Source organism: Candidatus Kryptonium thompsonii, assembly GCF_001535985.1.
Lineage (GTDB): Bacteria > Bacteroidota > Ignavibacteria > Kryptoniales > Kryptoniaceae > Kryptonium > Kryptonium thompsonii.
In genome coordinates this window covers 25,151-49,854 of sequence record NZ_CZVS01000002.1, presented here as the reverse complement: position 1 = coordinate 49,854, position 24,704 = coordinate 25,151, and the positions used below count along the sequence as shown (strand labels likewise).

17 protein-coding genes are annotated in these 24,704 nt (G+C 38.3%); 16 read left to right on the top strand and 1 reads right to left on the bottom strand.

Annotated elements, in window-relative coordinates:
• The 5 genes from AWW78_RS10450 to AWW78_RS00410 form a co-directional block, all read left to right on the top strand.
• Positions 1-333, top strand: a 333-nt coding sequence (locus AWW78_RS10450) for a hypothetical protein (RefSeq protein WP_047133724.1), incomplete at its 5' end; no start/stop codon positions are given.
• Between the two features lie 394 nt (positions 334-727).
• On the top strand, positions 728-1,372 hold the full coding sequence (locus AWW78_RS00425; protein WP_047133723.1) for a glycerol-3-phosphate acyltransferase: 645 nt from the start codon (positions 728-730) through the stop codon (positions 1,370-1,372).
• Entirely contained in the window at positions 1,365-2,582 is a 1,218-nt protein-coding gene (locus AWW78_RS00420) for a S1C family serine protease (protein ID WP_082359526.1), read from the top strand. The genes AWW78_RS00425 and AWW78_RS00420 overlap by 8 nt, the downstream gene beginning before the upstream one ends.
• Positions 2,583-2,593: 11 nt before the next feature.
• Entirely contained in the window at positions 2,594-3,892 is a 1,299-nt protein-coding gene (gene purB / locus AWW78_RS00415) for an adenylosuccinate lyase (RefSeq protein WP_047133722.1), read from the top strand.
• 38 nt (positions 3,893-3,930) lie between these two features.
• Positions 3,931-5,424, top strand: coding sequence for an aldehyde dehydrogenase family protein (locus tag AWW78_RS00410; RefSeq protein WP_102134794.1), 1,494 nt, complete (start codon positions 3,931-3,933; stop codon positions 5,422-5,424).
• Positions 5,425-5,473: 49 nt separating this feature from the next.
• Here the strand turns inward: AWW78_RS00410 and AWW78_RS00405 are convergent, their stop codons facing one another.
• A complete protein-coding gene (locus tag AWW78_RS00405; protein ID WP_047133720.1) occupies positions 5,474-6,106 on the bottom strand; it encodes a sterol desaturase family protein in 633 nt (210 codons plus the stop codon).
• A 146-nt stretch (positions 6,107-6,252) separates the two neighbouring features.
• On the opposite strand from AWW78_RS00405, the gene AWW78_RS00400 reads away from it, so the two are divergent.
• The 11 genes from AWW78_RS00400 to AWW78_RS00350 all read left to right on the top strand — a co-directional run bounded on the left by AWW78_RS00400 (position 6,253) and on the right by AWW78_RS00350 (position 24,666).
• Positions 6,253-8,139: a tetratricopeptide repeat protein gene (locus AWW78_RS00400; protein WP_075427016.1), complete on the top strand. Its 1,887-nt coding sequence runs from the start codon at positions 6,253-6,255 to the stop codon at positions 8,137-8,139.
• Between the two features lie 31 nt (positions 8,140-8,170).
• Positions 8,171-8,962, top strand: a complete 792-nt coding sequence (gene surE, locus AWW78_RS00395) for a 5'/3'-nucleotidase SurE (RefSeq protein WP_047133718.1) — start codon at positions 8,171-8,173, stop codon at positions 8,960-8,962.
• Between the two features lie 40 nt (positions 8,963-9,002).
• The gene (locus AWW78_RS00390; protein WP_047133717.1) at positions 9,003-10,196 is read left to right on the top strand and encodes a pyridoxal-phosphate-dependent aminotransferase family protein; all 1,194 of its coding nucleotides are present in this window, start codon (positions 9,003-9,005) and stop codon (positions 10,194-10,196) included.
• A gap of 19 nt (positions 10,197-10,215) precedes the next feature.
• Complete coding sequence (serA, locus tag AWW78_RS00385) at positions 10,216-11,799, top strand: phosphoglycerate dehydrogenase (protein WP_047133716.1); 1,584 nt, start codon at positions 10,216-10,218, stop codon at positions 11,797-11,799.
• 213 nt (positions 11,800-12,012) lie between these two features.
• Complete coding sequence (locus AWW78_RS00380; RefSeq protein ID WP_047133715.1) at positions 12,013-14,868, top strand: TonB-dependent receptor; 2,856 nt, start codon at positions 12,013-12,015, stop codon at positions 14,866-14,868.
• A gap of 84 nt (positions 14,869-14,952) precedes the next feature.
• Complete coding sequence (locus AWW78_RS00375; protein WP_047133714.1) at positions 14,953-15,486, top strand: hypothetical protein; 534 nt, start codon at positions 14,953-14,955, stop codon at positions 15,484-15,486.
• Positions 15,440-18,160 carry a hypothetical protein gene (locus tag AWW78_RS00370; RefSeq protein ID WP_218059840.1) on the top strand — a complete coding sequence of 907 codons (2,721 nt, stop codon included), beginning with the start codon at positions 15,440-15,442 and terminating at the stop codon, positions 18,158-18,160. The genes AWW78_RS00375 and AWW78_RS00370 overlap by 47 nt, the downstream gene beginning before the upstream one ends.
• Before the next feature lie 83 nt (positions 18,161-18,243).
• Complete coding sequence (locus AWW78_RS00365; protein ID WP_047133712.1) at positions 18,244-19,263, top strand: PorV/PorQ family protein; 1,020 nt, start codon at positions 18,244-18,246, stop codon at positions 19,261-19,263.
• A 118-nt stretch (positions 19,264-19,381) separates the two neighbouring features.
• Positions 19,382-20,725, top strand: coding sequence for a GWxTD domain-containing protein (locus AWW78_RS00360; protein ID WP_075427020.1), 1,344 nt, complete (start codon positions 19,382-19,384; stop codon positions 20,723-20,725).
• Positions 20,726-20,947: 222 nt separating this feature from the next.
• Positions 20,948-22,615, top strand: coding sequence for an FG-GAP repeat domain-containing protein (locus AWW78_RS00355; protein ID WP_047133710.1), 1,668 nt, complete (start codon positions 20,948-20,950; stop codon positions 22,613-22,615).
• Between the two features lie 176 nt (positions 22,616-22,791).
• Positions 22,792-24,666, top strand: a complete 1,875-nt coding sequence (locus AWW78_RS00350; RefSeq protein ID WP_047133709.1) for an FG-GAP repeat domain-containing protein — start codon at positions 22,792-22,794, stop codon at positions 24,664-24,666.
• Positions 24,667-24,704: the final 38 nt, after the last annotated feature.

Here is a 24,704-nt window from a genome sequence, read left to right as displayed (position 1 = left end):
ACCATTGATTGGGGGGATCACATTATTTTAGCAGTTGGTGGTGGATATAAAGTTGGTTTATCAAAGTTAGCTTCAATTGGTTTTGGGGTTGACGTTGTATATACATCTATAACAAAATTAAAGATAGACGGCGAATTCTTTGAGGGATCAAGAAATAGATTATCACTGCTACCTTATGTCAATTACAAATCTGGACCTTTATCTTTATGGTGTAAGTTGGGAACGATTTATGGACCGGAGGAGGAATATGAGTATAGTGGGATTTCAATTACAGGTGAAAATTTGCCTGTTACAAAACTTGGATTTTCGGTGGTTTATCAATTATCGTTTTAACTTAGAAAGAGCAAATTGAAAGCCAGTTGAATTTGGGAAGGCGATGGATGCCAAGCGGAGTTAATAAACAAGGTGAGTTTGAATGATAGGTATGTTGAGGTGACTTACCCCCAAGCCTCTCTATAAATAGAGAGGGGTTTGAAGTAAGAGCGGTTTGTGAGATGCCTGTACTTGACAATCTTTTTATCCCGTCTTTTTACTTTTTCTCGGTCTTGCAAAAAGTGCGAAAACAATGGGAGTTAACCTTTTTCTGTAAGATCAATTATACATTGAAAATAAGAGACAAGATTTTTACAATTTCGTGCAAGTTTAAAACCTTTGGTTATGTAGATTTGTTTTATTAACTTTTGTAAAGAGAAGCATTAAAATTGAATCAACCCTATTCTGGATTGTCATGATCAGATATTTTGGTGGTTTTTTGATTGGGTATTTGTTAGGTTCGATTCCGACTGCTTTTATTTTTGTTAAAACATTTAAAGGGATTGACATTCGTAAAGCAGGAAGTGGGAATGTCGGGGCTTTAAATGCATATGAAGTTTCTGGCTCGGCTTTGATTGGGATTTCCGTTCTTTTGATTGACATTTTAAAAGGTATTTTTTCAGTTAAAGTTTCGCAAGTTTTGCTTGGTGGGGATGAGATTACAACTTTGATATCGGGGTTTTCGGCTATCCTTGGACATAATTTTTCCGTTTGGATAAGTTTTTACGGTGGTCGTGGGCTTGCGACATCGCTTGGTGTTTTCGCAGTTGTTAATCCTTATTTAATTTTTTTGTGGTGTATATTGTGGGTGATTGCTTATGTTAAGGTTCACAATATTCATGTTGGGAATATATGGGCAACTGTTTTTACACCAGTCATAATGATTCCCGTTTTAAAGTTTTTTAATTCGTTAAGTTATGTGAAGGTAAGTGATGAAACTTTACTCGTTTTCGTTATTTCAATTTCAGCATTGATCTTTATAAAGCATCTTAAACCGCTTCTTCAACTTATCAAGGAGGGCAAAATTTTACAAAACAAATTTCAAAAAAGCGATGCGTAGAGGTCATAACGCAAAATTTTTATGGCTTGGCTTTATTACGGTTCTTGTTGTTGGAATGCTTATTGGCTATTCTGTAAGTTCGCTTTTAGGAAAGGCTAAAAATTCTTTTAGAGATTTACCAACGGCTGAAAAGATTTATCAAGAGTCATCAAATCACGCTGAAAACCTTCATTATGATGTTGTACAGAACATTTACGATGAGAGACATAACGCTATAACAAAAGCAGTTGCTAAGGCAAGCCCCGGCGTTGTTGGGATAAATGTCACTGCAATTGAAGAGTATACCGACCCATTTTTCAGATTTTTTGAGGATGACCCGTTTTTCAGGTATTTCTTTGGGGATAGGTTTAAATATCGCGTTCCGGTCAGAAGTCTTGGTTCAGGATTTATAATTTCGCCAGATGGTTATATCGTTACAAATGATCATGTGGTTGGAAATGCTAAAGAAATAGTTGTGACCCTCTCAACGGGTGAAAAATACAAAGCAAGGCTTGTGGGTAGGGATCCTGTGTCTGATATTGCTGTTTTGAAAATTGATGCAAAAAAGAATTTGCCATATCTTACACTTGGAAATTCTGACGATGTCATTATCGGTGAATGGGCAATTGCGATGGGCAATCCATTTGGTTTATTTGAGCTTGGGAATAAACCGACAGTCACAGTAGGTGTGATAAGTGCGGTTAAGATGAATCTTCATTCGGTTGAAGGAAGGGTTTATAGAGATATGATTCAAACGGATGCTGCGATTAACAGTGGGAATAGTGGTGGACCGCTTTTGAACGCGTTGGGCGAAGTAATAGGAATTAACACTGTTATTTACACGCCAAATCAGGGCAATGTTGGTGTTGGTTTCGCCATCCCTATAAATAGAGCAAAGGCGATAATTGATGAACTAATTAAGAAAGGTAAAATTGATCGCGATTTCAGAGTTGGGATGAAAGTTCAAACCATTGACGAAAACCTTGCGAGATATTTTAATCTTCCAAAGGCTGAAGGTGTAATTGTCACAGATGTATCTCCGGGAAGCCCATCTCAAAGGGCTGGCTTTAAAGAAGGTGATTTAATTGTTGAAGTCAACGGTGAGCCTATAAAGGATGAGCAGTCGCTGATTGAAATAATTAAAACAGCGAAAGTTGGGGATGTTTTGAACTTTAAAGTTATACGCGACGGGAAAACGATTGGACTTAAACTAAAACTTGAAAAATCATAAGGAATGTAGTTATGATTCCAAGGTACACAAGAGCCGAAATGGAGAAAATATGGTCAGATGAGAATAAGTTCAACATTTGGCTTCAGATCGAGATACTTGCTGTTGAGGCTCATTCAAAGCTTGGGCTTGTGCCAGAATCGGCTGTTGGGGAAATAAAACGCAGGGCAAAATTTGATATAAATCGTATTCTTGAGATTGAAGAAAGGGTAAAGCATGATGTCGTCGCTTTTCTTACAAATGTTGCTGAAAATGTCGGCGAATTCGCAAAGTATATTCACTATGGGATGACATCTTCTGATATTCTTGACACTTGTCTTGCTGTTCAAATGAAGCAGGCAGGTGAGATTATAATTGATGACCTTGAAAGATTAGCTCAGGTTTTAAGAGGGAAAGCGATTGAACATAAATACACTGTGATGATTGGGCGAACGCATGGGGTTCATGCTGAGCCTATAACGCTTGGTTTTAAATTTGCACTTTGGTATGAGGAGACGAAGAGGAACATTGAGCGAATGAAAAGAGCAGTTGAAAATATATCGTATGGTAAAATTGCTGGCGCAGTTGGAACTTATGATAATGTTTCTCCATTTGTTGAAAAATATGTGTGTGAGAAACTTGGTCTAAAAGTTGAGCCAATTTCAACGCAGGTAATTCAAAGGGATAGACACGCAGAATATTTAACAACGCTTGCCATCGTTGCGTCATCGCTTGAAAAATTTGCAACCGAGATAAGACATTTGCAAAGAACTGAAGTTTTAGAAGTTGAGGAATATTTTTCTGAAGGGCAAAAAGGCTCATCGGCGATGCCCCATAAACGAAATCCAGTAAGATGTGAAAGGATATCCGGGCTTGCAAGGGTTATAAGGGCAAACGCTTTGGCATCACTTGAAAATATATCGCTTTGGCATGAGAGGGATATTTCTCATTCTTCAGTTGAAAGGATAATCATCCCGGATAGCACGACGCTTCTTGATTTCATGCTCAATGAGATGATTGATATAATTGAAAAACTTCTCATTTATCCGGAGAGAATGCTTAAAAATTTAAACTTGACAAATGGTTTAATCTTTTCGCAGAAGGTTTTGCTTGCACTTATTCAGAAGGGCTTGGCGCGTGAAAAAGCATATGAACTTGTTCAAAGAAACGCGATGAGGTGCTGGAGGACGGGTGAGGAATTTTCAAAGCTTTTGAAAGAGGATCAGGAAATTTCAAGATATATGAGCGATGGAGAAATTGACAAAATTTTTGACTATAAAAGTGTGCTTGAAAAGATCGATTTCATCTTTGAGAAAATTGGGATTGAAAAATAAATCTATTTTACATGTAAAAACAAAAAGGGAAAATCAACATGGCTGAGGTCTTCAAAAATTACATCAATGGAAAATGGGTTGATGCGAAATCTGGCAAAACATTTGAAAACAGAAATCCTGCAAATTGGGATGATTTGATAGGCGTATTCCCGAAATCCGGACCTGAAGATGTTGAAGAAGCTGTAAAAGCAGCAAAGAAAGCATTTGAATCTTGGCGACTTGTTCCGCCACCGAAACGAGCTGACATAGTTAAAAAAGCAGCTGATTTACTTGTTCAACGCAAAGAAGAAATTGCACGCGAGATGACGCGTGAGATGGGAAAGATTTTGCTTGAGACCCGAGGTGATGTTCAGGAGGGAATTGATACTGGATATTATGCAGCTGGTGAGGGTAGAAGATTATTTAGTTATACAACCACATCGGAGTTGCCGAATAAATTTGCTATGGCGATCAGGCTTCCCGTTGGAGTTGCGGGGGTTATAACGCCATGGAATTTCCCAATGGCTATCCCGACATGGAAAATTTTCCCGGCTCTTGTTGCTGGAAACACCGTTGTATTTAAACCTGCATCTGACACACCGAAAACAGCGACGACGCTCGTTCAAATTCTTGAGGAGGCTGGAGTTCCCGAGGGTGTTGTTAACCTTGTTCATGGTGGAGGGAATGAAGTTGGAATGGCGATCGTAAAGCATCCCGATGTTAATTTAATTAGTTTCACTGGATCGACAGCGGTTGGAAAGGTGATTTCAAGGGAAGCGTCAGATACGTTAAAACGCGTTTCGCTTGAAATGGGCGGTAAAAATGCGCAGATAGTTCTTGAGGATGCAAATCTTGAACTTGCCCTTGATGGTGTTCTTTGGGGTGCTTTTGGAACTTCGGGACAAAGATGCACGGCAACGAGCAGATTGATATTGCATGAGGCGATCTATGATCAATTTATTGAAATGCTTGTTGAAAGAGTCAAAAAGTTAAAAGTTGGAAATGGGCTTGATGAGTCAACAGAGATGGGTCCTATTATAAACGAGGCCCAACTTAACAAAATTCATCAGTATGTTGAAATCGGTAAGCAAGAAGGTGCTAAGTTATTAATCGGTGGGCATAGATTAACGGGTGGAGAGTATGACAAGGGTTGGTTTTATGCTCCGACGATATTTGTCGATGTTCACCCGAAGATGAGGATAGCGCAGGAAGAAATTTTCGGCCCTGTCTTATGTGTTATAAAGGTTAAATCATTTGAGGAAGCAATTGAGGTATTGAACGATAGCAGTTATGGATTGTCGTCTTCAGTTTACACAAGGGATGTTAATAAGGCGTTCAAAGCGATAAGAGATATTCAAGCTGGGATAACATATATAAATGCTCCGACGATCGGAGCTGAAACGCATCTTCCTTTTGGTGGAGTTAAGCAGACAGGCAACGGGCACCGTGAAGGTGGTTGGACTGTTTTCGATTTCTTCACCGAAATTAAAACAGTTTATATTGATTACAGCGATAGATTGCAAAGAGCTCAAATTGATACTTATAAAGAGTAGTTAAAATAATTTTCGGGTGGGCACAAATGGTGCCCACCCAGATATTTATTTAATTTGTCCCAAATACATAATCCCATATTGGGGTAGAAACTCCGAAGAATTTATCAGGCGCTTTATAGTGATGTTGTAAATGATGTTTCCAAAGGTAGCGAAGTCTGTTCTTAGGTGGTTTGAAATGATGGATTGCGTAATGTGTCATATCGTAGATTATATATCCTGCCACAAAGCCTGGAAAGAATGCAAAAGTGTAAATTCCAATTGAAAACTTAAAAAGATGCCAAAAGATAACTGCCCAAATTAAACTAACCGCTGGGGGCATAACTAAACGCTTGGGATCACTTGGATATTGGTGATGGACTCCATGAATCATAAATTGTATTTTAAAACCAAGTTCTGTTTTTGGTTGGAAATGAAATAGAAATCTATGCAAAAGATATTCCGCAAGTGTCCAGGAGAAAATTCCACCTACGAAGAGTCCACCAGCGATGATGAACTTAAAGTTTAATTTATTTAATGAGTAGAAAATCAAATATAAAACCACAGGGAAATATACAATAAATGGCGTTAACGGATGCGTTTTTGTTAACGCTTCAAGAAATCTATTTTTAAACATTTGAGCAGAACCCTTCCTTGGATAAAGATAATCTGGAATTCTTACATTTGCTTTGACATATTCAATCATTTTTCTTTCACCTTTTATTTTAAATTAAAATAATTTATCACACTTTTGTGACTTTTTCAAGAAGTTTAGAGGACGCGTTAAATCGAGTTGATTTTAAAGGTGAGTTTTCATAATTTCAAATAGAACAAAAAATAAAAAAAGGCACAATGATGAAACGTGTGCTAATTATAACCCTTTTTTTAATTTTGTCATTTTATGTCGTTTTTCCGCAAAGTGTCACTTTGAAAGTTCGGGAAAAAACGATTTTAAGGGGGGAGAGGTATGTAACTGTTAAATTTTCTGTTGAGGGGGGAAAGGAGAATTTCACTGATGTTGATGTGGCAAAGGGAGGATATTATTATTTCGTCTGTTTGCCGGAAGGAAACTGGAAAATTGATGAAGAGTTTGCTCAAGAGTTTACATCGAAAGTTTTAATTCGCCAAGATGGCAATGTTTACTATCCTGAGGTTTATGATCTTTTAAAGATTGGTGAAAATGTAGGGTTGATAGTTGGATTTGAGAAGAAATTTAAAATCGAAAAGCCGTTTGAAATTGTTTATCCGATCTCGGAGAAAGTTGTAGAATCAGCAGAGGTAAAGGTGCCCGAAAATTTATGGGCGGGTTATTCTAAAGCGTTTAAAACTTATCAGGATGGAATTAAACTTTACAATGATGGAAACTATCAAAATTCAGCGGATGTTTTGTTTGAACTCGTTGCAAATGAAGAGGCAAAAAAGTTTTCGTTTTATAAAGATGCGCGCGAGAAATGTATAAAATCTTTGGATAACATCTTGGTTGCACTTGTTGACAAGTTTAATTCCGTCGTTGCTTCAGCGATGGAACCAGAGGATAAATTAGTGAAGTATGATAGTTTAAAGGTTCAATTTCAAAATTATGTTAATTCCGTTCTAACTCCGAAACTAAATGTTCTTTCTGATACACTTGTCTTTGCAATGTTATCGCGTGCGAATGGATACTTTGAAAAACTTGAAAATGAAGTCCAAGCTGAAAAATATCGTCTTGATATTAAAAGTATCTCATGGCTCAACACTGAAAGTGGGTTAAATTTCAAATATCGTCTTATAATCGATGCTCTTGCTTATGCTTTTACTTCCGAATCGTTTTGGGATAACCCTGATACGACTAAATTTGAATTTGTATTGCCGGATACAGTCCTTGCAAATTTGAGGATTTTTGGGGTTGAGAAAGATTACAATATATTTCAACGTGTTTGCATCTCAAACCTTAAAAATCGTGGAACTTTATTTGAAGAAAAATTTCTTGTAAATCTTTTGAACAATTCATCTCTATTGCCCCAACCATATTATGAAATTTTCTTAGCAGTTGATAACTACCTAAAGAGAAATTATCTCGAAAGCAGGAATTATATTGCGAGAGCATTGGTGAAGTTAACAGATGATGAGCTTATACGACGACTTGGCGTTTTGCATGGTATGATATTTGTAAAGCAACAAAATTTATCATCTGAAGCGGTTGAGTTATATCGTGAGGGTTTGAGGAAGTTAACATCTGGAGACAAAGTTGGTGGGCTTGATGCCGTCAGAAGAGCTGTTTTAGTTGAACCAAGGTTTCCACTTGCAAATTATGTGCTTGGGAATGAATATTTCAAAGATGGTGACTTTTATCCGGCGATAGTTTACCTTTCAAAAGCGATTTCTCTTGATTCCAATTTTGTTCCCGCCTATGTGCGTCTTTTTGACATTTACAAAGCGCAGGGCAACTGGTCTGAAGCTAAGACAGTGCTTGAATCTGCTCTTTCGAAAAGAAATGATTTTTGGATAATTAGAATTCTTCTTGGTCAGGTTTATAATGAGCTTAAACTTTATGATAATGCTGTTGAATCATTTCTTAAGGCAATAAATTATAACCCGTTGAATTATGAACAGTATATTTATCTTGGTGTTGTTTATTCAAATATGAAAAAATTTGCTGATGCTGAGGCGATTTTGAAAAAGGCAGCAGAGATAAATCCTGATAGAAAAGAAGCTTATGAAGAGTTGAAGAAAGTAGAGAATTTAAAGAAACAAAAGTAGGCTAAAACGCAAATAAATTTAAAAGGTGAAAATGCACATACTTGTTTCGAACGATGATGGTATAAATTCTGAAGGTATTTATTTGCTTGTGAAAGAGCTTAAAAAAATTGCTGATGTAACAGTTGTCGCACCTGAGAAACAAATGAGCGCAGTTGGTCATGCGATAACGGTTCAATATCCTTTAAGAGTTAACCCATTTTATAAAAATGGTGAATTTTTCGGATACGCTGTTGATGGGACGCCTGCTGATGCAGTGAAGCTTGCCGTCAAGGCGCTTTTAAAAGATAAAAAAATTGATCTTTTAATTTCTGGAATAAATCACGGAACTAATACATCAATCAATATAATTTATTCTGGCACAGTCTCAGCTGCGACCGAGGGGACAATACTTGGGATACCATCAATTGCGATTTCGCTTGCCACATATGCACCCAATCCGGATTTTACTTTTGCTGCAAAATTTGCCGTTAAACTTGCGGAATTTGTTTTTAAAAATGCCTTGCCAAAGGGCACACTTTTGAATGTTAATATTCCACCTGTTCCAGAAAACGAGATAAAGGGGGTTCTTGTAACTCATCAAGGTTCCGCTTTTTGGGATGATTATTTTGATCTTCGTAGAGACCCTAATGGGAGGGAATACTATTGGCTTACTGGCAAATTCATAAATTATGAAGTTGACGATCTAAGCGCTGATCATACCGCTGTGCAGAATAATTATATTTCAGTTACGCCGATACATTTTGATTTGACTGATTATAAGGCTATTGATGTCCTGAAAAAATCTGGACTCGAAAATCTTTTAAAAACTCTTGACAAGGATTGAAAAAATTTTTTATTTTCCTTAAAAAACAAAAGGGTGTGGGATGAAGAAACGACTTTTTACACCTGGGCCGACGCCAATTCCAGAGAATGTTGCACTTGCAATGGCACAGCCGATAATTCATCATCGTAATCCTGAGTTTATCGAAATTTTTTCAAGAGTTAATGAGAATTTGAAATATCTTTTTCAGACCAAACAAGATGTTTACACTTTGACAAGCAGTGGAACTGGGGCGATGGAGGCGGCGGTTGCTAATCTTTTATCGTTTGGAGATAAAGCAATATTTGTAAATGGTGGGAAGTTCGGCGAGAGATGGGGGGAGATATGTCGTGCTTACGGCGTTGATGCAATTGAGATTAAAATCGAGTGGGGTAGGGCAGTCACACCTGAAGAAGTTAGAGATGAATTGAAAAAACATCGAGATGTGAAAGCAGTTTTTGTAACGCATAGCGAGACATCAACGGGTGTTTTCACCGATGTAAAGGAGTTGGCTGAAGTTGTCCATGAAAATTCGGATGCGGTTATTGTGGTTGATGGAATCACATCCGTCGGGGCGCATGAACTTTATATGGACGATTGGGGGCTTGATGTTGTGATAACAGGTTCGCAAAAAGGCTTGATGATACCGCCTGGTCTTTCATTTATAGCGTTGAGCGAGAAGGCTTGGAAGATGGTTGAAAAGTCAAATCTTCCGAAGTATTATTTCAGCCTGAAAAAAGCAAGGAAAGCTCTTCAAAATGGTGATACACCGTGGACCCCAGCAATTGCTTTAATAGTTGCTCTTGATGTCGCTTTGAAAATGATAAAAGACGAAGGGCTTGAAAATATATGGAAGAGACATGAAAAGCTGTCGAAAGCTGTGAGGGAAGGATGTAAAGCGATTGGGTTGAAACTTTTTGGAAATCCACCTTCACACGCTGTAACTGCAGTTTATTTCCCTGATGGAATTGACAAAAAAGAGTTTCAGAAAGTTTTGAAATACAAATATGGCATTACTGTTGCAGGCGGACAAGAGCATTTGAAGGATAAAATATTTAGAATTTCTCACCTTGGGTATTATGATGAAATTGACATCGTCGGTGTAATTTCTGCGCTTGAGATGGCGTTGGCAGAAGTTGGTTTTGATGAGTTTAAACTTGGTGATGGGGTAAAGGCTGTGCAGAAAGTTTTTGCTGAATATGAGAAAATCGAGGTTAAACAAGGTGGAAATGATGAATTTTTAAGCTGTTGTCATTAAAAATAAACATGAAAAGCAAATGAAGATTTTGATAACAGATCCGATTGAGGAAAGTTGTGTTAACATCTTAAAAGATGAAGGTTTTGAAGTTGATTTGAAGCCAGGGATTTCAAAGGAGGAGATTAAAAAGATAATCAACAATTATGTCGCTTTAATAGTTAGGAGTGGGACTAAGATAACGGCGGACATAATTAATGAGGCGAAGAATTTGAAGGTGATTGCTCGAGCTGGGGTTGGAGTTGATAACATTGATGTTGAAGCTGCAACGAGGCGCGGTATAATTGTGATGAATACACCAGGGGGGAATACAATTTCAACGGCTGAGCATACAATGAGTTTAATACTTGCGCTTGCAAGAAATATACCACAGGCGTGCAATGATTTAAAAATGGGAAATTGGGAGAGAAAGAAGTTTATGGGAGTGGAACTTTACGGTAAGACCATTGGTATAATTGGCCTTGGGAGGATAGGACGTGAGGTGGCGATAAGGTGTAAAGCTTTTGGCATGAATGTGATTGGTTATGATCCCGTAGTTTCTTCTGAGATTGCTTTAAAATTTGGAGTTGAGCTTGTCTCTGAGATTGATGAAATTTATAGAAGAAGTGATTTTATAACTGTTCATGTACCTTTAAACGATGAAACGCGTGGGATGATAGGTAGAAATGAACTTGCAAAGTGTAAGCGCGGGGTTAGGATAATAAATTGTGCTCGTGGTGGGATCATTGATGAAATGGCTTTGCTTGAAGCAATTGAATCCGGACATGTTGCTGGTGCTGCACTTGATGTCTTTGCTCAGGAGCCCCCACCCAAAGATCATCCTTTGATTAAGCATCCAAAAGTTATTGTAACACCTCACCTTGGTGCAGCTACAGAGGAAGCCCAAGAAAAAGTTGCAATTCAAATAGCACACCAGATTGCCGATGCTTTAAAGGAGCGAGCGATTGTTGGTGCTGTCAACGCTGAAATTTTGCAGTTTGCGATGAACGAAGAAATAAAACCTTATCTTTTGCTTGCTGAAAAGATCGGTCTATTTCAGGCTCAAATTTTGAAAGGGAAAATAACAAGTGTGACTGGTATCTTTGTTGGAGAGTTGTTAAAAAATTCCTCGCAGATTTTAATGTCTGCGTTTTTGAAAGGGATGTTAAACTATCTTATGAGTGAGCCTATAAACTACATTAATGCCCCTGTGATCGCAAAGGAGATTGGGCTTGTTGTGAATGAAAAGGTTGGTGAGGATAAAGGTAATTACACGCATCTTTTAAAGTTTGAAGTCAAAACAGATAAGGAGACAAGGACTGTTTCTGGGACAGTTTTTGGGAATAATGATATTAGGATCGTTGGGGTTGACGATTTTCGTTTCGATTTTAAGCCAGAGGGAATTTTGCTTGTTTATTCAAATATTGATAGGCCTGGCATGCTTGCGTCGGTTAGTGCAATTCTTGCTCGTTCAGAAATTAACATTGCTGATCTATCACTTGGGAGATATGGGATTGGTCAAAAAGCTTTAACTGTGATGAGTCTTGACAACGAGATACCTCAAGATGTTTTGCGTGAGATCTCGGCAATAGATGGTATTTTCGATGTAAGGGTTGTTAGGTTTTAATTTTTGGCACAGTTTTTGCATATCGCACATTTTGTTTCTTTAAAAAAATCTTGACAAAGTTGTTTTCAAGTGTTATATTTATTATGCAAAACTAAAAACAAAATTCTGATAGCAAGTTGATATACTGCTACTTACTTTTAAACTCACCATTAAAAGTTTCTTCCATTTGTTTCCTAAACACACCAAAACAAACATATCAGGAGGAATAAAGATATGTATCGCAAACTGTTAATTTTATCGTTGTTGCTAATTTTGCCGGGGTTAATTTTGGCACAGGTTGGTAAAATAGCGGGTAAAGTTGTTGACATGGAAACAAAAGAACCTTTAATTGGGGCCAACGTAATAATTGAAGGAACATTACTTGGTGCCTCAACTGATTTGAACGGTAACTATGTTATTTTAAATGTCCCTCCTGGGATTTACACCGTTAAGGCAAGCTATGTTGGTTATCAAACGATAACGGTCAGAAATGTCAGGGTAACCGTTGGTTTAACTACCGAGGTCAACTTTGAATTACCAAGTGAGGCAATTCAGGTTCCAACAGTTGAAGTTGTAGCGGAAAAGCCATTAATTGAAAAGACAGCGACAAATGAGATAAGAGTTGTTCGTGCTGAAGATGTTCAAAATATGCCTTTGCGTGGTTATACAAGCGTCGTCGCAATTCAAACTGGTGTAGTCCAGGTCGGTGGAACAATATATGTTAGAGGTGGAAGAAGCGAAGAGGTTGCATACTATGTTGATGGTGTTTACTTTAATAACCCATATAACTACGCAAGGACGGGTGAAGTCGTCACAACGGCAATTGAAGAGGTTTCTTATCAGGCAGGTGGATTCAACGCAGAGTATGGATATGCGATGTCTGGTGTTGTCATTACGACAACAAAGACAGGTGGAACGAGATATTCAGCGACACTTGAAATGATAACCGATGAATATGGTGGGTTCTTTAGAAGCAGAGAAACAGGAAATCCAAACTTCTACAAGAAAAATGTTTTAACGGGGGCTTATTCACAAGGTTATAGTTTGTACTCCATTAGCCTTGGTGGTCCATTAATTCCAGGGTTTGATAAAATAAGGTTTTTTGCTGCCCTTGAGAGAACATTTATGAGAAATAGGAGACCTTCTTTCTATAATGGTGTTCAAGCGACAGTTGTTGAAGGTCAAGATACATTTAACATTAACATACCAGCTGGGATTTTGAGAGGTAACTCAACCTCGAGGTGGTTATTTAATGGAAATGTGGTGTTTGACTTTAAGCCAATTAACTTGAGGATTGGGGGAACTTCATTTTTCAGAACGGATAGGGAATACATCCATTCTTATTCTGCATTTAACTATGGAAGGATGCCAAGAACTGAAGAAACAACACATGGTTATTATGCAAAGTTAACGCATACGCTTTCACCCTCAACATTTTACACATTAATGTTCAGCTGGTATAGGACATTTACAGAATCAGGTGATAATATCTGGTGGGATGATATTGAATCATATGGTGATAAGAATAAGAACCCACAACTTAGAGATTGGGGTAGAAATCAGCCATTTAGACCATTCTCATTGTTTGCTCAGGAAAACACAGTTTATCCAAACTACTCAAAGAACCTGTCTTCCTATGTTGGAGTTAAATTTGATATCTTGCATCAGCTTGGAAGAGTGCATGAAATTAAAGCTGGATTTGATTTAAGGTATAACACGATTAGAGTTTATGGGTTGAGGGCACTTGATATAGCGAACAACAGAAGAAACAATCCAACTGGTTCGAATGAAAATATTTATCAAACAGCTTTCGTTAACACGCTTGGTTATGATGTAACCGGTAAGACCGAAATTAACACTGGTAGAAATGGAGCAAAGCATCCGATCGTTGGAGCAGCTTATATTCAGGATAAAATTGAGTTGCCGGAGTTGATCTTGAACCTTGGTTTGCGTGTTGATTACGTCAACCCAAATACGGATCAGCTTGTCGATCCTACCAAGATTATCCTTGAGTCAAAGGGTGACTGGTATGATATGGCGGACGCCAACTTTAAGGCATCGAAGCCATATTATATCTTTGCTCCGAGATTAGGTATTTCATTCCCTGTTACAGACAGAACGGTATTCCATGCTCAGTATGGTGTGTTTAGCCAAGCACCACAGTTGAACTTGTTCTACACAAGCACGATATTGTTTGCGCAGTACATTAGATCTGGTAACTATATCCGTGCTGGTAATCCGAACTTGAGACCTCCGAAGACAATTGCTTATGAGGTTGGCTTTGCTCAACAAATTACAAGAAATGCAAGCCTTGATATCACCGCATACTATAAGGAAACAAGAGACCTTATCCAGATACAAAATATTCTTGCCACTCCAACGGCTTACGCAATGTATGTAAACGGCGACTATGGAACGATAAAGGGATTATCGTTTAGCTTCAATTTGAGACGTACAAATAGAGTTGCTGCTGTTGTAAACTACACACTGCAATATGCTGCTGGAACTGGTTCAGCAGCGACGACGAACTTTAACATCGCATGGCTTGGTGGAAACTTCCCGACATTTGTAGCGCCACTTGATTTCGATCAGCGTCATACGGGTAGCATCAATGTTGACTTTAGAACTGAAAAAGGTGATGGTCCAACAGTATTTGGAGTTAAGCCATTTGAATACTTTGGAATTAACCTCTTGTTCAGATTTGGAAGTGGGTTGCCTTACACACCAGTTGAGTACAGGAGCTATATCTATGGTCCAGGATGGCAGATTCCGAAGGCAGCGGTTAACTCAGGTTATGGTCCTTGGACCAGCCAGCTTGACTTGAAGGTTGATAAGTTAATTAAGATCGGAAGAGTTAATTTTGACGTTTATCTGTGGGTGATCAACTTATTCGACAGCAAGAATGTTTTGAGTGTTTACAACTCAACTGGCTTGCCTGATGCCGATGGATGGTTTAGAACACCTGAAGGTGCTACATGGGCTGAGAACCATGGTCCAGAGGCTGTGAAGTTGTATAATTATATGCTTGCACATCCATATAACTGGGGCGAGCCAAGACAAGTAAGATTTGGGTTCAGAATTGATTTGTAAGATTTTTTAGTTACCTCGGGCACGCCTTAAAAAGCGTGCCCGCTTTCGGTTGATTTTTAAAAAATAAATTCCGGAGGAACAAGTATGCGAAGGTTAATTGTAATTTTAACATTGTTTATCTTTGCCTTTACCTTAACAGTAGCAGCTAAAGAAAGAAACAGCGAACGTGGGAAAATTGCATCGATATTGAAATCAAATGTTTTAGTTCTGGAAAAATTTGATGTTAACAGAATTTCAAATGATGTTGAAAATACCGGTCAATATGTGAGCTATCACAGGACGGGTGATGCTGGACTTGAGTGGCCCAAGGGGTCTCATAAGACGGCCGATTTTGCTGCTGGAGTTTGGGTTGCAGGTAAAGTAAGAGGAACAGGTGAATTAAGAACAGCCGCTGCTGAATATCAAGTTGAATTTGAACCTGGTAAGATACTTCCGAATGGTCAGCCGGATAATCCAGATAATCCGAGGTATAAAATTTGGAAAATCAATAAGACAGATCTTTATAACCCAAGTGATGATTACCTGAATTGGCCCGTTGAGGACGGAGCTCCATGGGAGGATGTTAATGGTGATGGTGTTTTCACAAGGGGCGTTGATAGACCCTCTTTTGATGGGTGATCAAACATTGTGGATGGTATTTAATGATGCTAATCCAGCTGCGCACAATATCTTTAAAACTGCACCGATGGGACTTGAAGTTCAAATGACGATTTGGGGATATAATAGGGTTGACGCATTTGGTGATATGATGTTTGTGAAGTGTTTAATAATCAATAAAGGCAACAATACATACGATTCAACATTTGTCGCACTTTGGGATGACCCTGACCTTGGATATGCAGGTGATGATTATGTTGGATGTGATACAACATTGAGCTTGGGATATTGCTATAACGCAAGTAATACAGATAATGTTTATGGTTCTGCACCGCCAGCAATTGGAAGGGACTTCTTCCAAGGGGTAAGAGTATACACTGGCAATCCGAATGATTCAGCAAAGGCATTTGGTAAATGGTGGAAAGGATATAAGAACCTCCCGATGTATGCGTTTACATTCTACTGGAATGGTGCACCGTTCCCGTATCGTGATCCTGAATTTGCAGATGAAGCGTATAACTTTATGAAAGGATATCTTGCAGATGGAACACCTTATGTTGATCCTAACACAAATCAAGCAACGAGATTTGTTTTCCCAGGCGATCCAGAGGCAAGAACAGGTTGGCTTGATGGGACAAGAGTTGGTCCTACGACCTTATCGCCGGGTGATAGAAGATTTTTGATGTCAAATGGTCCATTTACACTTGCCCCTGGTGATACACAGGAAATCGTTTTCGGTTTGCTTATTGCGAGAGGTTCAAGCAATGTTAATAGTGTGACGGTTTTAAAACTTGTCGACAGGCAAGCGCAGATAGCTTATGATATTGATTTCCAACTTCCACCGACACCACCAGCTCCAAATGTTCAAGTTGCAGAGCTTGACAGAGAGATCATTCTCTATTGGCCTTATGACAAAAATATCGATGAATATAGCGAGATAGACTTAATTGACCGTGATCCAGATGGAAATCCGACAAGATATAACTTTGAAGGATTTATTGTTTATCAGTTTGATTCACCAACTCAACCAACAAAATGGACAAGGATTGCAGTTTTTGATGTTGTGAATGATGTTAAGGACATAAAGGATTGGGTATTTGATCCAGCGAGAGGTGAAAATATTGAAGTTACCGTTGTCAAAGGAACTGACAGTGGAATTGAAAGAACTATAAGAATAAAGAAAGATTACCTTAATGATAAACCTCTCGTCAATGGAAGACCTTATTACTTTGCGGTAACTGCCTATGCATATAACCCATATGGCGTGCCAAGATTCTATGAAAGCGCAAGAAATATAATAACTGTTACGCCAAAGCCTGTTAGCCCTGGTGTAAGGTATACAAGCGCGGTTGGTGATACTGTAAGAGGTATTCACAAGCAAGGTGTGAGTGATGGTGAAGTGTTTGGTCTTGTGGTTGATCCGACAAAGTTAACCGGACATAAGTATGAAGTACGATTTGAAGAAGTGGCTGGTGAAATCACATGGAAACTCATTGATCTTAATACAAATCAAGTTAAGTTAAGCGGGCAGACAAATCAGAGTGGCGATGGTAACTATACCGTTGTAGATGGAATTCAATTTAAAGTTGTTGGACCACTACCTGGGCCGAAAGGTTGGGCGTGGACCAAGGGAACGAGAAAGTTGACATGGGCTAATGCGGATATTATGACAGGTTTTGGTTTGCCAGAACATTTGTTTACATTCAATGGTGCATTTGGATATATTTCACCATATGGCTTGTTTGTGAGCGGTAATGAGCACAGTGATGTTGTTACTCCTGATAAGTTAAGGAATATAAGAATTGTCTTCGCTAATACTGATACTGATGGTAATATTACAGGTGCTCCAGAAAATGCATCGTTTGGGTATAGATATTTAAGAAGGGCAAATGCAGCTCCGGCAAAGCCAGAATTTGCGCCATATATAAAGAACCCAGCTGGAGGATATGCATTTCAGGAGTTCGGTTTGAATGGACAAAAGAATGTTCCGCTCGCTGTGTATGACATAGAGGCGAATCCACCAAGGAGACTTGCTGTTGGATTTTTGGAGAATAATGCTACAAACGGACTTGTAGACGGAAAATATTGGCCTGGTGATTTTAATGTTTATGATAATATTGCAGCTTCAGGACCTCGTGAATGGCTGTTTATATTTGATGTTGCTTATAGTGAGACACAAGATCCGAATTTATCAGTGGATATATTTAACAACGATTTGCCCGTTATGTATATGGCTACATGGAATCGCAGGGGTAATGTTGCATTTAGCAGTGGTGATGAGTTAGAGATATATGCGAATCATCCAAACACTGTTAACGATGTGTTCGAGATAACTGCTCCTTCTGCACCGACATATTCAGTTGAGACTGCGAAATCTGACCTTGAAAAAGTTAATGCATTCCCGAATCCATACTTTGGAGCATCACCACTTGAGAAGGATATAACCGAAGCATTCATTACATTCACAAGATTACCTAATAAGTGCACAATAAGGATATTCACAGTTGCTGGAGACCTTATTAGAACAATTCAGAAGGATGACGATAGTCCTTATGCGAGGTGGGATTTGAGAAATGAAGCTGGTGTGCCTGTGGCAAGCGGAATTTATATCGTTCATGTTGATGTGCCTGGCGTTGGCAGCAAGATTTTGAAAGTTGTTGTCTTCCAGAGAGAGGAGAGATTGAGATACTTCTAATAAAGAGTTCCCCGGTGCATTTGCCTGCGCCGGGGCTTTTTATAGGTTTTAAAAATTAAAAAATAAACAACGGAGTAAGAGAGATGTTGAAAAAAATAACATTAATATTCATAAGTTTAGCAATAATTTTGACATCGCTTGAAGCAGGGACAAGCAAGCGTAAAGGGACAGCAGGGGCAGAGGAGTTGAGAATTCCTGTGGGTTCAAGAGGTGTCGCACTTGGTGGTGGAGTTGTTGCTGAAGCAAATGGAGTTGATGCATTGTTCTGGAATCCAGCTGGAGCAAGCTTTGTGAATAAGTCAGCAGAAGCAATGTTTTCACATGTTTCATTTATCGCTGATTTGAAGGTGAATTATCTCGCTGTGATTGCTAATTTTGGTGGTGTTGGTGTATTTGGTTTAAGTTTAAAGTCGCTTGATTTCGGTCAGATTCCACTTACGACCGTTGATGCACCTGATGGGACGGGTGAAACATTTAGCCCGAACTATCTTACAGCTGCGCTTTCATATTCAAGAAGGATGACTGACAGAATTTATGTTGGAGCAAACTTCAAACTTATAAGCGAGAGAATTTTAAGAGAGTCAGCAGTTGGCTTTGCGGTTGATATAGGTTTACAGTATCGCCTTGAAAGCGGTTTGAGATTTGGTGCGGTTATGAAAAATGTGGGTGGAAACATGAGATTTGATGGACCAGACCTTGAATGGGGTGTTGTTATCCCAGGTTCTGAACCAGGTGCACCCGTGAGGTCTTTAAGAGTGCCACTTCAAGAATTTGAGCTTCCTGCTGCGTTTGAGCTCGGATTTGCTTACAATTTGAAAGTTGGTGAGGCACATTCGCTTACACTTGCTGGAAGCTTCCAAAATAATAACTTCACGCTTGATGAATATAAGGGAGGGCTTGAGTATTCGTTCAACAATATGCTTTTCCTGAGGCTTGGGTATTCTTATGTTAATGAAGCTGATTACATATTTAATTCGCCATCTTTTGGCGTTGGTCTAAATATACCGCTTGGTGGAACTCTTGAGGCAAGCGTTGAGTATACATACAGAAAGGTTAAATTCTTCAACAACAATCAATTCCTTACAGTTAGAGTTGCAATGTAACCTTACTTTCTCTGAACTGTTAAGTTGAGGTTTGGGGTGGGCTCGGAATAAAGTTCTGGGCTCACCCTTTTTTATTTAAGTACAAATTTGCCAAACTAAATAAAGCCAAAAAATCACGATGAATCTATTGCTTTTCACCTTCATTGGTTTGTTTGCGAATCTTTTCGTTGAGGGAAGACTTGGTTTAAATGTTGATTACTCCGTATTTCGTCATTCCGAAAGAGAAAGTTACCTTGAGATATTTTATTCGCTTCAGAAGTCAAAGTTTTTATACGAATTTAAAAATGGTAGATATAACATTTCAGCATATTTACGGCTTGATGTTATTAATATTGAGAAAGATTCAACTTTGATTAGAAAAGGTTGGAAGGTGGAGACAAGCTTTGAAGATACAAGTAAAGTTGCTGGCGAGGATATTGTGGATGTTTTGAGGTTTTATGTCCCAAGCGGGAAATATCGGATAATTATGAGAGCTCTTGACCTTCACAATACTCAAAATTATGATAGTGTCTCATTTGATGTTAATGTCCCTGTGTTTGATAGCAAGGATAAATTAATGATAAGCAGTTTAGAATTTTGTTACTCGATAAGCAAGTCAACGGACACAACGGATGTTTTTTACAAGAATTCTTATAGGGTTGTTCCAAATCCAACGGCTTTATACGGTTTAAATGTTCCAGTGCTTTATTACTATTTTGAACTTTACAATGTTTTGAGTGGGGTTAAAGGAGAGCAATTTCATATTAACATAAGCGTTCTTGACAATAATCAAAACAAAGTGCCTGATATCAGGGAAAGAAAATTTGTAAGGAATAAAGTTTACAATTCTGTTGTTGAGGTTGGAACTGTTAATGTTAATATGTTGCCAACAGGTATTTATTATCTTGATGTCGTTATATCTGAAGTTGATGGGTCAATTCTTGCAGAAAACAGGAGAAAATTTTTCATCTATAATCCTAGTGTAGCGCCGAGAATTGATACATCATCGATCACAGCTGAACTATTGGGGATTGATGAGAAATCCCTTGATGACGAATTTTCGAAGGCAGTTTATATCTCAACTCAGGAGGAAGCAAGTATATATTCGCAATTAAAAGGTGTTGATGCAAAGCGTAGGTTTCTTGGGGCTTTCTGGGCAAGGAGAGGCGGTGTTGAATTTAGAAAAAAATACCTTGAAAGGGTTGAGCAAGCAAATGTAAAGTTTGCAACCAGGTTGACACCAGGCTGGAGAACTGATAGAGGAAGAGTTTACATTATTTACGGACCCCCCGATGAAGTAGAAAGGTATCCATATTCTGAAAATATGAAACCGTATGAAATTTGGCATTATTATAATTTGCAAGGCGGAGTTATATTTGTATTTGGAGATAGAACAGGTTTTGGTTCGTATGAGCTTTTGCATTCAACGCTTGTCGGCGAGATAAAGAATGAAGAGTGGATGTATCTTTTAATGCAAAGATAAAATCACACCCTCTTCTGGACTCGAACGAGGGTTATTCTTAGAGAATTTTTAAGTACCTTGAAATTTATAAGTTTTCCCTTGACAAAGTTTATCGGGTTTTCTATTTTTAGATTTAGAAGGTAGCACCTTAATATCATTTTTTAAAGTAGGAAGATAATCAAAAGCACCTACCTGTTTTTCACACTCTGGTTCTAAAGTTAAAACTAAAAATGGGAGGACGATATGAAAAAAACTCTTGCTTTACTTATTTTACTCTCGTTGGTTTCAGTTTCCTTGGCTCAAGTTCAATATCCATTGTATTACTTGAAATCAGGTTTCCATGTCTCTTATGTAGCGAATTATCCAGTTATCCCTAAGATTGATGGTTGTGATGACGTCATCGCTGGTTTAGATTTAAACAAGAATGGGAAACTTGAAATACTTGCGATAAATGATCCGACTGTTTCAAGCCCATCTTCGGGAGATACGACGAAATGGATTTTTTGGTTTGAGAATAATGGTAATGATAATTACAAACTTTTGTGGTCTGTTGGATTACCTTTGACATCGGTTACGACGGGTTATAGTTTTCCTGGCGTAAATATTACAGACGTTGATGGGGATGGGAATTATGAAATTTGTTTTGTTAACCCCTCTAATGCTGACCCTAACTCAGGGATTTCAAATCCAGATAAGATATTTTTTTATGAATTTGATTCTCAATCTGGAACATTCCCAAGTGAACCAACGTTCAGTTGGAATTTAGACTATTCGGCGGATGGCGATGCTGGGTTTAGGTTAACATATCTTTTGCCTGATGATTTTGACGCCGATGGCAAGCAAGAGATAGCATTGATAGACAGAACATCAGGAATTCACACTTGGATAATCTCACTTGATGGAAATGACCTTGGACCCTTTTCTACATTCAAGGTTGAATTTAAAGATAGTTCTCTTACCGCAACTTGGGCATTTGATATTGCGGTAACAGACTTTGATAAAGACGGGAAGAAGGAAATTTGGTTTGGAACATGGACTGATTTTACATGGGTAATAGTTGAAGCTGAAGGACCTGATAATTATGTTATTAAAAAAGTTGTCAGAAATTCGCACATTGGTTCAGGAACTACGGTTGGAACATTAAGAAATTTGAAATTTATGGATATGGATAACGATGGTTACCCAGAAGGATTTGCAATGGCAACAAATGGGCAGCTTGTATTTATTGAGAATAAGAAACCAAATGATGTGAGTGAGATTGATTCAACCTACTTCCGTAAAGTTGGTGGTTGGGATTATACTCGAGGAGCTGATTATGGGGATTTGGATGGTGATGGAAATTTAGATATAATTGTGGCTGGGAATTATCGAAATGTTTACCACATTGAATATAAAGGTTCTGGTTCTTTCGCTGACTCGACAAGTTGGGAATGGAGTGTATTCCTTGATGATACAATTGGAACCCCAAGATATTATTATGTTAGCATTCCAGGGGTAGATATGGATGGAGACGGTAAAAGAGAAGTTGTCATTGGCTCATTGCAAAGACCTGATTCAACGAGGGGATTTTTCATTGTGTTTGAAAGTGATGTGGCTGTGAAGGTTCAAGCCCAAAATGACGAAATTTTAACGGGTTATTATCTTGCTCAAAACTATCCAAACCCATTTAACCCGACGACATGGATTGAATTCAATTTGCCGAAGGATGAATTTGTAACATTAAAAATTTACACAATCGATGGAAGATTGGTTAAAACCTTGGTGGAAAATACGCATTTCGTAGCTGGAAGACATAGGTTGAGTTGGGATGGAACTGATGAAAGTGGAGCAAGGGTTGCAAGTGGAGTTTATATTTACAAAATTAAAGCGGGTAAATTTGAGGTTTCAAGGAGAATGATTCTTTTGAAGTGAATTAAGATAACTGGGGTGTGGTTGAATTGCCACACCCTTTTTTGTTTTTTCACTGGCTCAAATGAAAAATTTTTAATTATGGGGGAATTCTGAATTTTCTTGTTGACATTCAATATATGCTTTCTTATATTAAGTTCAAAGATGGTTATTGACAAACAAACTTGCGGAGGTTAAAAATGAAGAGGTTAATTTCTTTACTTACTATTTTGTTCTTGTTATCTGAAGTTGTCGTATCACAGACAGGATTTCATTGGAAAGCTACTTATGCTCCACCTGTTAAAGATACGACTAAATGGTATGCTGCTGGTGGACCTTTACACGTACGCTCCATAAAGGCAGGATTTGATACCGATAAAGATGGGAAATTAGAACTGATAGCAACTGATTACTATTACTCCAGAGTTCATCTGTTTGAGTATGTTGGAAAGGATACACTTGAACTTGTGTGGTCATCCCCGCCAATCGGAGCTGCAAGGGTTGGTCGTAATTCAACGCCAAGAGATGTTGTTATCACAGATTTAGATGGCAATGGGCTTCCTGAAATAACTTTTGCAATAGGTAATGTTGATGCATCGGAAATACCTATAAGGGGGATATATGTTTATGAATGGAATGGTAATGTGGGAGAAAATAAATATGGAGATCCAACGAAGGAACAATTTTTCTATGCATCTCTTTATTACGCCCCGCCAGATTCATTTGCTAGATTTACAGTTCAAGCACTTGCGGCTTATGATGTTGATGGGGATAATAAACAGGAATTAATTGTAGCTAAAGATGATGCCAACACTACTAGAGAAGATGTCTATATAATTTATTCCCTTGATGGCACTGAGGTTAATGATCCATTTGCTACCTTAAAAACTGAGTTTTATATCAGTCCCAGGGCTGGTTATGGTAGCGGTAGTCCTTGGACTTTTGCTGTGGCAGATCTTGATGGCGATGGGAAAAAGGAGATTGTTTTTAATTCATATAACTATCAAAATGTTTTCATAGTTAAGGTTCCAAGCCCTGATACTTATGTTCTTGCGGATACAAGCTCACCGAAACGCTTTTATCAAGCATCTCCTGGTCTTGACGGTGTTAGCTTACTTGGAGCTGCTGTAGCAGATATTGATAAAGATGGAAACGATGAAGTTTTCCTTGTTAGGTATCCAGCAGATGAATTATATATTGTTAACTATAGCCCTGGGGATAATGTGCTTGAAGTGGATTCGACAAAAGTTGTTAAACTATTCCAGCATGTATCAGGTGGGAGTACTGTGTTTTCTGTTTTCGCTGGAAATCAAGATGGGGATAATAAACCCAATTTGTATGTTGCCGGTATAACTGGGTTTGATATAATTGAAATAACTTACAATGGTGGCAATATTTTAGATTCAAGTAGCTATTCAATCAGAGTTTTATATTCAGGAGATTCTCTGGATGTTATAACTCCAACACATAATCCAAGAGATACCCTTTATGTGATAGATTCTCTTGGGATTAAGGTAAAGCGAGTTCTTAGAAATGAACAATTTTTCGTTCCTCGCTTAGTTGCTGGTGGAATTGACCTTGATAACAATATGAAGCGTGAGTTGGCCTTTTGCTATCAAAGTATTCCTGATAGCATAACAATAAAATATATGCGTTTTGACCCGAACACAAACGCATATGTAACTGATTCGGTTGTTAGAACTGTAAATACATTCAATAGAAGAATAATTAGAGTTATTGAATCTGATGTTGCAACAAGCGTAAAGGTTAGAGATATCACAGTTATAACCCTAGATGATTATGAACTTTACCAGAATTATCCAAATCCGTTTAACCCTACGACAAATATATCTTTCTATCTGCCAGTTGATAAGAAAATCAGCTTGATAATTTATGATGTCACTGGTCGTGAGGTCGTCCGATTAATTGATGAACAGGAATTCCCGAAAGGTAAGCATACGGTGACGTGGGATGGGAAAGATAAAAACGGGAAACCAGTTTCAAGTGGGATTTATTTGTATAAGCTTAAGTTTGGTAATTTTGAGAAAACGAGGAAAATGATGTTAGTCAAGTAAGATTTGGTTAAGGGCGTGGTTTCCCACGCCCTTTTTGT